We start from the raw sequence: 12,216 nt of genomic DNA, 5'->3' as shown, positions 1-12,216 counted from the left end.
GGATCTGCGGTTAATACCCTGCAGGTCGCCACTGTGCAAGTGCTGGTCGCCAGGGTGCGAATTTTCACCCTGGCGTCGGCGTAGTTTGATCGGGACGGCACGCAGAGGCCGCCCCTTATAACAATTAGAACTGCCGTTGGAGGAGCCACCATGAACAGATTGATCAGTCGTAGCCTGCTCACGCTCGTCGGTACCGCAATCCTCAGCACCAACGTAATGGCCACGGAACCGGCCGCCTGCAAGAACGTGCGCCTTGGCGTGGTCAACTGGACCGATGTGATAGCCACCAGCGCCATGACCCAGGTGCTGCTCGACGGCCTGGGCTACAAGACCAAGCAAACCAGCGCCTCGCAACAGATCATTTTCGCCGGTATCCGCGACCAGCGCCTGGACATGTTCCTGGGCTACTGGAACCCGATCATGACCCAGACCATCACCCCGTTCATCGACGCAAAACAGGTCAAGGTCCTCGACCAACCCAGCCTGGATGATGCCCGCGCTACCCTCGCCGTGCCCAAGTACCTGGCCGACAAGGGCCTGAAAACCTTTGCCGACATCGCCACGTTCGAAAAAGAGCTGGGCGGCAAGATCTATGGCATCGAACCCGGCTCCGGCGCCAACACCCAGATCAAGGCGATGATCAGCAAGAACCAGTTCGGCCTGGGCAAGTTCCAGCTGGTCGAATCCAGCGAAGCCGGCATGCTGGCCGCCGTCGACCGCGCCGTACGGCGCAAGGAGGCGGTGGTGTTCTTCGGCTGGGCGCCGCACCCGATGAACGTCAACATCGATATGGCCTACTTGAGCGGCAGCGACAACGCCCTGGGCCCGGACGAAGGCCGCGCCACGGTGTGGACCGTCACGGCCCCCGACTACGCCGAGCGTTGCCCGAACGTGAACAAGCTGCTGACCAACCTGACCTTCAGCGCCGAAGACGAGAGCCGCATGATGCAACCGCTGCTCGAGCACAAGGACGCGCTGGAATCCGCCCGTCAGTGGCTCAGGGACCATCCCGAAGATCAGAAGCGCTGGCTTGAGGGTGTGACCACCTTCGATGGCAAGCCGGCCGCCGACAATCTGCAACTGACTGCCAACTGACCCAACGAACCTGATGCCTTCGTCGCCTGCCGTGGCGACGAAGCGAGCCACGACGCCTGAAGGAAACCGCTCATGAACCACGACGTCATCATCACCTGCGCCCTGACCGGTGCCGGCGACACCGCCAGCAAGAGCCACCTGGTCCCGGTCACCCCGAAACAGATCGCCGAAGCCGCCGTAGAGGCCGCCAAGGCTGGTGCCACTGTGGTCCACTGCCATGTCCGCGACCCGCAGACCGGCCGTTTCAGCCGCGATGTCGCGCTGTACCGCGAAGTGATGGAGCGCATCCGCGAGTCGGATGTGGACATCATCGTCAACCTCACCGCCGGCATGGGTGGCGACCTGGAGATCGGCCCGGGCGAAACCCCACTGGAGTTCGGCGCCGGTACCGACCTGATCGGCCCGCTGGAACGCCTGGCCCACGTCGAGGCACTGCTGCCGGAAATCTGCACCCTGGACTGCGGCACCCTCAACTTCGGCGACGGCAACAGCATCTATGTCTCGACCCCGTCGCAGCTGCGCGCCGGCGCCAAGCGGATCACCGAACTGGGCGTCAAGGCCGAGCTGGAAATCTTCGACACCGGCCACCTGTGGTTCGCCAAGCAAATGATGAAGGAAGGCCTGCTCGACGATCCGCTGTTCCAGCTGTGCCTGGGCATCCCCTGGGGCGCCCCGGCCGACACCACCACCATGAAAGCCATGGTCGACAACCTGCCTGCCGGCGTGACCTGGGCCGGTTTCGGCATCGGCCGCATGCAGATGCCAATGGCCGCGCAAGCCGTGCTGCTCGGTGGCAACGTGCGGGTCGGCCTGGAAGACAACCTGTACCTGGACAAAGGCGTGCTGGCCAGCAACGGCCAATTGGTGGAGCGCGCCACGGAAATCCTCAGCCGCCTCGGTGCACGGGTGCTCACCCCGGCCGAAGGCCGCACCAAAATGAACCTGACCCGTCGCTGATTACAGGAGAGCACGATGAGCTTTATTACCGAGATCAAGACCTTTGCAGCCTTGGGCAGCGGCGTGATTGGCAGCGGCTGGGTCGCCCGCGCACTGGCCCACGGCCTGGACGTGGTGGCCTGGGATCCGGCCCCGGGCGCCGAGGCTGCGCTGCGCAAACGCATCGCCAATGCCTGGCCAGCCCTGGAAAAGCAGGGCCTGGCCCCCGGCGCCTCACAAGCACGCCTGCGCTTTGTCGCCACCATCGAGGAATGCGTGCGTGATGCCGATTTCATCCAGGAAAGCGCTCCGGAACGCCTTGAGCTGAAACTCGACCTGCACAGCAAGATCAGTGCGGCGGCCAAACCCGATGCCCTGATCGGCTCCAGCACGTCCGGCCTGTTGCCCAGCGAGTTCTACGAGTCTGCGACCCACCCGGAACGCTGCGTGGTCGGCCATCCCTTCAACCCGGTATACCTGCTGCCCCTGGTGGAAATCGTCGGCAGCAACAAGACCGCCCCCGAAGCCATTGAAGCGGCGAAAACCGTCTACACCAATCTCGGCATGCGGCCCCTGCATGTGCGCAAGGAAGTCCCCGGTTTTATCGCCGACCGCCTGCTCGAAGCGTTGTGGCGCGAGGCGTTGCACCTGGTCAACGATGGCGTGGCGAGCACCGGTGAAATCGACGATGCCATCCGCTTTGGCGCCGGCTTGCGCTGGTCGTTCATGGGCACCTTCCTGACCTACACGCTGGCCGGGGGCGACGCCGGCATGCGCCATTTCATGGCCCAGTTCGGCCCGGCACTGCAACTGCCCTGGACCTACCTGCCGGCCCCGGAGCTCACCGAGGGCCTGATCGACGCCGTGGTAGAAGGCACCAGCGAGCAACTGGGCGAACGCAGCATCAGCTCGCTGGAGCGCTATCGTGATGATTGCCTGCTGGCCGTGCTGGATGCGGTAAAAACCACCAAGGCCAGACATGGCTTGAACTTCAGCGACTGACCGGAGCTTACGATGCCCGCATTGATTACCTACCGAACCCAGGTACTGGCCGACTGGGTCGACTACAACGGGCATCTGCGCGATGCCTTCTACCTGCTGATCTTCAGCTATGCCACCGATGCCTTCATGGACCGCATCGGCCTGGACAGCGACAACCGCAGCGCCAGCGGCCACTCGCTGTTCACCCTGGAGTGTCACCTGAACTACCTGCATGAGGTGAAGCTCAAGACCGAGGTCTGGGTGCAGACCCAGGTGATCGGCTTCGATCGCAAGCGCCTGCACCTGTACCACAGCCTGCACCGTCAGGGATTTGATGAGGCGTTGGCGGCCAGTGAGCAGATGCTGCTGCATGTGGACCTCGCCGGCCCCAGGTCGGCGCCCTTTGCGGTCGATGTCGTCGAGCGGCTGCAGGGGGTTGTGGCTGAGCAGGCTGACCTTGCACCGGCCGAGTTTGTCGGACGCGTGATCGGGTTACCAGGCTAAGGGCCGCGCGATAGCTTCACCCCCATCCACCACGCAAAAAATGGCCCCGGAGCCGTGACGCAACCGGGGCCAAGAGCGAGCATTCACATGCGCTGTGCGGAGGGTGACCAAACCTTCCTGTGACTGTGCATGGCCTCAGTGTGCCGCCTCTGCCCCGCCCCGATTTGCCCGAAAACGACCTGTTCATATGTGCTGCAGCCATTGCGACATTCTGTCCTTGCCGCACTGCACGGGCGCCCACAGAATCGATGGTGATCACACCTGCAAACAAGGACAACCACCATGATGCATGCGGATTTGATTGATCAGGACGACCTGCTGGGCCAGCTGCGCGCCCTGGGTTTCGAAATGCCGGCCGACGCCAGCGCCGAACAGGCCTGTGAATGTGCGGTGCGGGGCTTGAGCGAGCCGCGGGCCAAAGCCCTGAAGGGCATGGTCGAGCAGATGTACACCGGCAATGCCACCATCCTGCCTGCCGTGCGCCAGGCGATCGAACAGCAGCTGTTGCCGGCGTTGGCAGCGTTCCAGAACCGCTGAAAGCATCGCGGGGCAAGCCCGCTCCCACAAGGTAGGAGCGGGCTTGCCCCGTGATGAGCCCACCTAGGCCTTACAGCCTCACACTGGCAAATGTCGATTCATTGCGCGCCTGGCTCAACGCCGACATCGGCCCGGCCAGCGGCGACAACACCAGCGCCTGCGGAATCGGCATCATCGCCACCTGTTGTGCGGTGTTGGAGCCGACGCGCTCGTCACGCGGCGGAATGCCGAAGTATTCGCGGTAGCACTTGGAGAAGTGTGGCGTGGAGACAAAACCGCACACCGAGGCCACTTCGATGATCGACATCGGCGTCTGCTTGAGCAGTTGCCGGGCACGGATCAGGCGCAGCTTCAGGTAGTAGCGCGACGGCGAGCAGTGCAGATACTTCTGGAACAGGCGCTCGAGCTGACGCCGCGACACCGAGACATACACGGCCAGTTCATCCAGGTCGATCGGCTCTTCCAGGTTGGCCTCCATCAGCGCGACGATTTCCTGCAGTTTCGGCTGGTTGGTGCCGAGCATGTGCTTGAGCGGCACGCGCTGGTGGTCCTGCTCGTTACGGATACGCTCGTAGACGAACATCTCGGAGATCGCCGCCGACAGTTCACGGCCATGATCGCGGCTGATCAGGTGCAGCATCATGTCCAGCGGCGCGGTGCCACCGGAGCTGGTGAAGCGGTTGCGGTCGAGGGTGAACAGGCGGGTGCTCATGCTCACCCGCGGGAAGGCTTCCTGCATCGCCGCCAGGCATTCCCAGTGCACGCTGCAATCAAAACCGTCGAGCAAGCCGGCACAGGCCAGCGCCCAGCTGCCGGTGCACACCGCGCCCAGGCGGCGCGACTGGCGGGCCTGGCTCTGCAGCCAGGTGACATGCTCACGGGTGACGGTGCGCTGGATACCGACACCGCCGCAGACGATCACGGTGTCCATGGGTGGCGCCTTGTGCATGGCCGCATCGGGGGTGATCTGCAAGCCGTCGCTGGCCCACACCTGACCGCCATCCACGCTCAAAGTGCTCCAGCGATACAGTTCACGGCCGGACAACTGGTTGGCCATGCGCAGCGGTTCGACCGCCGACGCCAGGGAGATGAGGGTGAAGTTATCCAGCAGCAGGAAGCCGATGGATTGAGGTGCGCGGTTCTGGGTTGGGGTCCCGGAGTTGTACGACGTCATCGCGGTATCTCCTCACACAATGCAGGGTGCGCCTCAGGCAGGCACGGGCTTTTTTTGTCACGGCCCCGATTCGAATGCAGGGGCTTTGCCAGATCACAACGCAAATGCCATGCCTGAAATTGAATGACCGTCCAATAAAAACCAAAAACGACGTCGCGCACCGTCTATTTGGCCGCTGTTGCGAGGCAGGTTTATAAACGCAAAGGTACGGGCTAGCGCTGCTCTGTAGGAAACGTGAGCAATTCGGTAGCACTTGTGGGAAGGATGCTCAGAAACGACATGCGCAGATGTCACCCAAGGCGCCAGTGGCCGGGGTAACAGCTGCTTGAACAACCTGTTTCGCTTCGCTGCGCCAAAAGGCGGCGCAGCGATCGACGGTGGGCAAAAAAGGCGCAGTACCTACAAGGCATCAACATTCGATGGCGCTGACCGCCAGGCCACCGCGCGAGGTTTCCTTGTACTTGTCGTGCATGTCGGCGCCGGTATCGCGCATGGTGCGGATCACCCGGTCGAGCGAGATGAAGTGCTCACCGTCACCGCGCAGGGCCATTTGCGCAGCGTTGATCGCCTTCACCGCAGCAATGGCATTGCGCTCGATGCACGGCACCTGGACCAGGCCACCCACTGGGTCGCAGGTCAGCCCCAGGTTGTGTTCAAGGCCGATCTCGGCGGCGTTCTCCAGTTGTGCCGGCGTCGCCCCGAGCACTTCGGCAAGGCCTGCAGCGGCCATGGCACAGGCCGAGCCGACTTCGCCCTGGCAACCGACCTCGGCTCCGGAGATCGACGCGTTCTTCTTGCACAGGATGCCCACCGCCGCCGCGCCGAGGAAAAAGTCGACCACGTTCGCTTCACTGACTTCATCGCTGAAACGCATGTAGTAGTGCAGCACCGCCGGAATGATCCCGGCCGCGCCATTGGTCGGCGCCGTGACCATGCGCCCGCCGGCCGCGTTCTCTTCGTTGACCGCCAGGGCATAGAGGTTGACCCACTCCATGGCGCTCAAGGTCGAGCCGATCACGTTGGGTTTGTTCAGCTCTTGCAGGCTACGGTGCAACTTGGCTGCGCGACGCTTCACATTCAGCCCGCCCGGCAGCGTGCCTTCATATTTCAGGCCGTTCTCGACGCACGCCTGCATGGCATGCCAAAGCTTGAGCAGGCCGGCGCGAATCTCCGCTTCGCTACGCCAGACCTTCTCGTTTTCCAGCATTAATTGCGACACGCGCAGGTCGTTTTGCTCGCACAGCTCCAGCAGCTCCTGGGCACTGTTGAAATCGTAGGGCAGCACGGTGTTATCGGCGTCCAGCACGCCGCTGGCGGCCTGAGCGGCGTCGACCACAAAGCCGCCGCCGATCGAGTAATAGGTATCGCGGTGCAGCTCCCCTGCAGCGCCTTCGGCGATCAGGGTCATCGCATTGGGGTGGTACGGCAGGTTCTCGTCCAGCAGCAGCATGTCGCGTGCCCAGACGAAGCCGACTTCCAGCCTGCTGTCGAGCCGCAAGGTGTCTGTTTCGCGCAATGCAGCGATGCGCGGGCCGATCTGCGACGGGTCGATTGAATCCGGCCATTCGCCCATCAGGCCCATGATCACCGCGTTGTCGCTGCCGTGACCAATGCCGGTGGCCGACAACGAGCCGTACAGCCGCACTTCGACGCGCCGCACCTGCTCCAGCTCACCGCGCTCGCGCAGCCCCTGGACGAACAACGCCGCGGCGCGCATGGGCCCGACGGTGTGGGAACTGGATGGGCCGACACCGATCTTGAACAGGTCGAACACACTGATGGCCATGCCACCTACCTCCTGATAGAGCAGCCACCCGGGCCCGAGCCTGGGGCGGTGCAACTGCTACGCTTAAAGGGCGGCAATCCGCCGATTTCGCGCATCATCAGGCTTTTGAGCAGGCTTCTGACGTCTGCAACCGACGCGTTCTTGCCCAGCAACGCCGCCAGCTGTCAGTCACATTCTTGCGCCGTTTTTTTGCGGTGCAGAGGTTCCGAAACTGCGTTTACAGGGCTGGATAAATCTGTAAACGACCTCCTCGACACTGGATGCGACCCTGTCTGTACTGGATACGACGCACCCTGTAGGCGTTTGATTTTCGCTGTTAGATGATCGTTATCGACTCGATTGCACGGCACCTGTCCCGCTATCGCCCGATAGCCTGGCCCGACCGCTGCAAACCAAAAAAGCACGGCGGTCCCGTGGGACATCCGAGAAAACCATCAGGAGTCCATCGCATGAAAGGTTCACCCTCGCTGTTGCTGACCGCGCTGCTGAGTCTGCCGGTGCTGGCACAGGCCGCAGAGCCCGAGCAGTGTCACACCGTCAACTTCTCCGATGTCGGCTGGACCGACATCACCGTGACCACCGCGGTCACCAGCGTCGTGTTGCAGTCACTGGGTTACAAGACCAAGACCACCATGATCTCGGTACCGGTGACCTACAAGTCGCTGGCCGACGGCAAGAACATGGACGTGTTCCTCGGCAACTGGATGCCGACCATGGAAAACGACATCAAGCAGTACCGCGATGCCGGCACGGTGGAAACCGTACGGGCCAACCTGGAAAACGCCAAGTACACCCTGGCCGTGCCCCAGGCACTGTACGACAAGGGCCTGAAGACCTTCGCCGACATTCCGAAATTCAAGAAAGAGCTGGATGGCAAGATCTACGGCATCGAGCCCGGCAACGACGGCAACCGCACCATCCAGAGCATGATCGACAAGAACGCCTTCGGCCTGAAGGACGCCGGGTTCAAGGTGGTCGAGTCCAGCGAGGCGGGGATGCTCTCGCAAGTTGATCGCGCCGAGCGCCGCGGCACTGACGTCGTGTTCCTGGGCTGGGAACCGCACCCGATGAACACCCGATTCAAGATGAAGTACCTGGACGGCGGCGATGAATTCTTCGGCCCCGAATACGGCAAGGCCACGGTACTGACCAATACCCGCAAGGGCTATGTACAGGAATGCAGCAACGTCGGGCAGCTGCTGAAAAACCTGTCCTTCACCCTCGACATGGAAAGCAGCCTGATGGGCAACGTCCTGGACGACAAGATGAAACCCGACGCCGCAGCCAAGGCCTGGCTGAAAAAGAACCCGCAGGTGCTCGACACCTGGCTGGCCGGGGTCACCACCGTTGACGGCAAGCCGGGCCTGGAGGCGGCCAAGGCCAAACTCACGCAGTAAGCACTGCCTGCGGCGGGCTTGCCCGCCGCAGGTGAGTCTTCAAACTTTTGCAGGTGGACGCTCGCTATCATGTTGATCGATGAAAAAATACCACTGGGCCAGTACATCGCCGGCTTCGTCGAATGGTTGACCCAACACGGCGCCAACTACTTCGACGCCTTCGCCGAAGCACTGGAATTCATGATTCATGGTGTGACCGGGGCACTGACCTGGTTCAATCCCTTCGTCCTGATCGGCCTGGTTGCGGTGATCGCACACCTGATCCAGCGCAAATGGGCGCTGACCGCTTTCTGCGCACTGTCGTTCCTGCTGATCCTCAACCTCGGTTACTGGCAGGAAACCATGGAGACGCTGGCCCAGGTGCTGTTCGCCACCCTGGTCTGCGTGGCCATCGGCGTACCGCTGGGCATCCTCGCCGCGCACAAACCGATGTTCTACACCGCCATGCGCCCGGTCCTGGACCTGATGCAGACGGTGCCCACCTTCGTGTACCTGATCCCGACCCTGACCCTGTTCGGCCTGGGCGTGGTACCGGGGCTGATCTCGACGGTGGTGTTCGCCATCGCCGCACCGATCCGCCTGACTTACCTGGGCATCTGCGACGTACCACAAGAGCTGCTCGATGCCGGCAAGGCCTTCGGCTGCTCCCGTCGCCAGCTGCTTTCTCGCATCGAACTGCCCCATGCCATGCCAAGCATCGCCGCCGGCGTCACCCAGTGCATCATGCTGTCGCTGTCGATGGTGGTGATCGCCGCCCTGGTGGGTGCCGATGGCCTGGGCAAACCTGTGGTCAACGCACTGAACACCGCCGATATCGCCCTGGGCTTCGAAGCGGGCCTGGCGATCGTCCTGCTGGCGATCATGCTCGACCGTATCTGCAAACAACCCGACGTACCAGCAAGGGGTGAAGCATGAGCATTATTCGCTTCGAAGATGTAGACGTCATCTTCTCCAGCCGACCGCGCGAGGCCCTCAGCCTGCTCGACCAGGGCCTTTCGCGGGAGCAGATCCTGAAGAAAACCGGGTTGGTGGTGGGCGTGGAAAAGGCCAACCTGGATATCAACAAAGGCGAGATCTGCGTGCTGATGGGCCTGTCCGGTTCGGGCAAGTCCAGCCTGCTGCGCTGCATCAACGGCCTCAACACCGTCAGCCGCGGCAAGCTGTTCGTCGAGCATGAAGGCTCGCACATCGACATCGCCCACTGCACGCCGGCCGAACTCAAGATGATGCGCACCAAGCGCATCGCCATGGTGTTCCAGAAGTTCGCCCTGATGCCCTGGCTGACGGTACGCGAGAACATCAGCTTCGGCCTGGAAATGCAGGGCCGCCCCGAGAAGGAACGGCGCAAGCTGGTGGATGAAAAGCTCGAACTGGTCGGCCTGACCCAATGGCGCAACAAGAAGCCCGACGAACTCTCCGGCGGCATGCAGCAGCGCGTCGGCCTGGCCCGCGCCCTGGCCATGGACGCCGACATTCTGCTGATGGACGAGCCCTTCTCGGCCCTCGATCCGCTGATTCGCCAGGGCCTGCAAGACGAGCTGCTGGAACTGCAACGCAAGCTGAGCAAGACCATCGTGTTCGTCAGCCATGACCTGGACGAGGCGCTGAAACTGGGCAGCCGGATCGCGATCATGAAGGACGGCAAGATCATCCAGTACAGCAAGCCTGAAGAGATCGTCCTCAACCCGGCCGACGAGTACGTGCGCACCTTCGTCGCCCACACCAATCCGCTCAACGTACTGTGCGGCCGCAGCCTGATGCGCACCCTGGACCAGTGCAAGCGCATCAACGGTTCGATATGCATCGATCCGGGTGGCGACTCCTGGCTGGACCTGGCTGAAGGCAACACCATCAAAGGTGCACGCCAGGGCGCTACGGGGATGGACCTGCAGAACTGGGCACCGGGGGAAGCGGTGGAGGGCTTGGCCCGCAAGCCAACCTTGGTCAGTGCCAGCATCGGTATGCGTGAGGCCCTGCAGATCCGCTATCAGACGGGTAACAAGCTGGTGCTGCAGGAAGGTAACAGCGTGGTCGGGATTCTGGGTGACAGCGAGCTGTACCACGCGCTGTTGGGCAAGAACCTCGGCTGACGGCAGCTGCCGGCAATGCCGGCATGCAATCTTGTAGCCGCTGCCGCCAGGCTGCGATCGACTGCGCAGCAGTCGCAACCCAGGCACCTCGGTGTTTCTACGACCGCTTCGCGGCCGATCGCAGCCTGGCGGCAGCGGCTACAAATCGTCATAGCTCCCAAGGGGAGCTGACGCTATCAACGAACGACGATACCGCGCTGTGCCATGTAGGCCTTGGCCTCCGGCACGGTGTACTCACCGAAGTGGAAGATGCTCGCCGCCAGCACCGCACTGGCATGGCCCTCGAGGATCCCGTCGGCCAGGTGCTGCAGATTGCCCACACCACCGGAAGCAATCACTGGAATACCCAGGGCATCGCTGATGGCGCGGGTCACGCCCAGGTCAAAGCCATTCTTCATGCCGTCCTGGTCCATGCTGGTCAGCAGGATCTCACCGGCACCCAGGCCTTCCATCTTCTTCGCCCACTCCACCGCGTCCAGGCCGGTCGGCTTGCGTCCGCCATGGGTGAAGATTTCCCAGCGCGGGGTTTCGCCCGGCGCGGAAACCTTTTTGGCATCGATGGCCACCACGATGCACTGGGAGCCGAAGTGCGCAGCGGCTTCGCCGACGAACTCCGGATTGAACACCGCGGCGGTGTTGATCGAAACCTTGTCGGCACCGGCATTGAGCAGGTTACGAATATCCTGCACGGTGCGCACGCCGCCCCCCACGGTCAGCGGGATGAACACCTGGCTGGCCATGCGCTCGACGGTGTGCAGGGTGGTGTCGCGGCCATCGACGCTGGCGGTGATGTCGAGGAAGGTGATCTCATCGGCGCCCTGCTCATCGTAGCGACGGGCGATTTCGACCGGGTCGCCGGCGTCGCGGATGTTCTCGAACTTGACACCCTTGACCACCCGGCCGTTATCCACGTCCAGGCAAGGGATGATGCGTTTGGCCAGGGCCATGGCGTTCTCCTCAGCCGTTGTAGGCGTCGCAGAAGGCTTGTGCCTCGGCGACGTCCAGGGTGCCTTCGTAAATGGCGCGGCCGGTGATTGCGCCGATGATGCCCGGTGCCTTGGCGTCGAGCAGGGCCTTGATGTCACCCAGGTTGTGGATGCCGCCGGAAGCGATCACCGGGATCTTCGTGGCTTCGGCCAGGGCCTTGGTGAACGGTACGTTGCAGCCCTGCATCATGCCGTCCTTGGCGATATCGGTGTAGACGATCGCCGAGACGCCATCGGCCTCGAAACGCTTGGCCAGGTCGATGACCTGCACCGAGCTGACTTCAGCCCAACCGTCGGTGGCGACGAAACCGTCCTTGGCGTCCAGGCCGACAATCACCTTGCCCGGGAAGGCACGGCAGGCCTCGGCGACGAACTCCGGCTGCTTGACCGCCTTGGTGCCGATGATCACGTAGCTGACGCCGGCCTTGACGTAATGTTCGATGGTTTCCAGCGAGCGGATGCCGCCGCCGATCTGGATCGGCAGGTTCGGGTAGCGCTTGGCGATGGCGGTCACCACCTCGCCGTTGACCGGCTGGCCTTCGAAGGCACCGTTGAGGTCGACCAGATGCAGACGACGGCAGCCGCCCTCGACCCATTTGGCGGCCATGCTCACCGGGTCATCGGAAAATACCGTGGAATCTTCCATGCGGCCCTGGCGCAGACGTACGCAGGCACCGTCTTTAAGATCGATAGCGGGGATAATCAGCATCTGGAAAACCTGTTCAATTCG

General features: G+C 62.7%; 12 protein-coding genes. 8 read left to right on the top strand and 4 right to left on the bottom strand.

The features are described from left to right. The first annotated feature begins 150 nt into the window (after positions 1–150). From choX to ACIQUS_RS07695, 5 genes are all read left to right on the top strand, one after another. Entirely contained in the window at positions 151–1,095 is a 945-nt protein-coding gene (gene choX, locus ACIQUS_RS07715) for a choline ABC transporter substrate-binding protein (protein ID WP_403045057.1), read from the top strand. A 72-nt stretch (positions 1,096–1,167) separates the two neighbouring features. Next, positions 1,168–2,052: a 3-keto-5-aminohexanoate cleavage protein gene (locus ACIQUS_RS07710; RefSeq protein WP_403045055.1), complete on the top strand. Its 885-nt coding sequence runs from the start codon at positions 1,168–1,170 to the stop codon at positions 2,050–2,052. 15 nt (positions 2,053–2,067) lie between these two features. Further along, entirely contained in the window at positions 2,068–3,033 is a 966-nt protein-coding gene (locus ACIQUS_RS07705; RefSeq protein WP_403045053.1) for an L-carnitine dehydrogenase, read from the top strand. A gap of 12 nt (positions 3,034–3,045) precedes the next feature. Then, complete coding sequence (locus ACIQUS_RS07700) at positions 3,046–3,516, top strand: thioesterase family protein (protein WP_403045051.1); 471 nt, start codon at positions 3,046–3,048, stop codon at positions 3,514–3,516. 282 nt (positions 3,517–3,798) lie between these two features. Further along, the gene (locus tag ACIQUS_RS07695; protein ID WP_403045049.1) at positions 3,799–4,053 is read left to right on the top strand and encodes a hypothetical protein; all 255 of its coding nucleotides are present in this window, start codon (positions 3,799–3,801) and stop codon (positions 4,051–4,053) included. Between the two features lie 70 nt (positions 4,054–4,123). Here ACIQUS_RS07695 and ACIQUS_RS07690 read toward each other — a convergent pair whose 3' ends face one another. Further along, positions 4,124–5,227, bottom strand: coding sequence for a GlxA family transcriptional regulator (locus ACIQUS_RS07690; RefSeq protein WP_285863815.1), 1,104 nt, complete (start codon positions 5,225–5,227; stop codon positions 4,124–4,126). Positions 5,228–5,636: 409 nt separating this feature from the next. Continuing rightward, the gene (locus tag ACIQUS_RS07685; RefSeq protein WP_403045045.1) at positions 5,637–7,013 is read right to left on the bottom strand and encodes an L-serine ammonia-lyase; all 1,377 of its coding nucleotides are present in this window, start codon (positions 7,011–7,013) and stop codon (positions 5,637–5,639) included. Between the two features lie 449 nt (positions 7,014–7,462). Here ACIQUS_RS07685 and ACIQUS_RS07680 point away from each other — a divergent pair, with 449 nt between their 5' ends. From ACIQUS_RS07680 to choV, 3 genes are all read left to right on the top strand, one after another. Beyond that, positions 7,463–8,410, top strand: a complete 948-nt coding sequence (locus ACIQUS_RS07680; protein ID WP_285863813.1) for a choline ABC transporter substrate-binding protein — start codon at positions 7,463–7,465, stop codon at positions 8,408–8,410. 66 nt (positions 8,411–8,476) lie between these two features. Then, a complete protein-coding gene (gene choW / locus ACIQUS_RS07675; RefSeq protein ID WP_285863858.1) occupies positions 8,477–9,325 on the top strand; it encodes a choline ABC transporter permease subunit in 849 nt (282 codons plus the stop codon). Next, the gene (gene choV / locus ACIQUS_RS07670) at positions 9,322–10,500 is read left to right on the top strand and encodes a choline ABC transporter ATP-binding protein (RefSeq protein WP_403045041.1); all 1,179 of its coding nucleotides are present in this window, start codon (positions 9,322–9,324) and stop codon (positions 10,498–10,500) included. Before choW ends, choV begins: the two co-directional genes overlap by 4 nt. 176 nt (positions 10,501–10,676) lie before the next feature. Here choV and hisF read toward each other — a convergent pair whose 3' ends face one another. Together hisF and hisA are read right to left on the bottom strand one after the other, a co-directional pair. Further along, complete coding sequence (gene hisF / locus ACIQUS_RS07665; protein ID WP_273910522.1) at positions 10,677–11,447, bottom strand: imidazole glycerol phosphate synthase subunit HisF; 771 nt, start codon at positions 11,445–11,447, stop codon at positions 10,677–10,679. A gap of 10 nt (positions 11,448–11,457) precedes the next feature. Then, on the bottom strand, positions 11,458–12,195 hold the full coding sequence (gene hisA / locus ACIQUS_RS07660; protein WP_403045037.1) for a 1-(5-phosphoribosyl)-5-[(5-phosphoribosylamino)methylideneamino]imidazole-4-carboxamide isomerase: 738 nt from the start codon (positions 12,193–12,195) through the stop codon (positions 11,458–11,460). Positions 12,196–12,216: the final 21 nt, after the last annotated feature.

Source organism: Pseudomonas sp. NPDC090755, assembly GCF_044769005.1.
Classification (GTDB): Bacteria; Pseudomonadota; Gammaproteobacteria; order Pseudomonadales; family Pseudomonadaceae; genus Aquipseudomonas.
The sequence above is the reverse complement of the archived record's forward strand: the minus strand, read 5'-3'. Positions and strand labels throughout refer to the sequence as shown.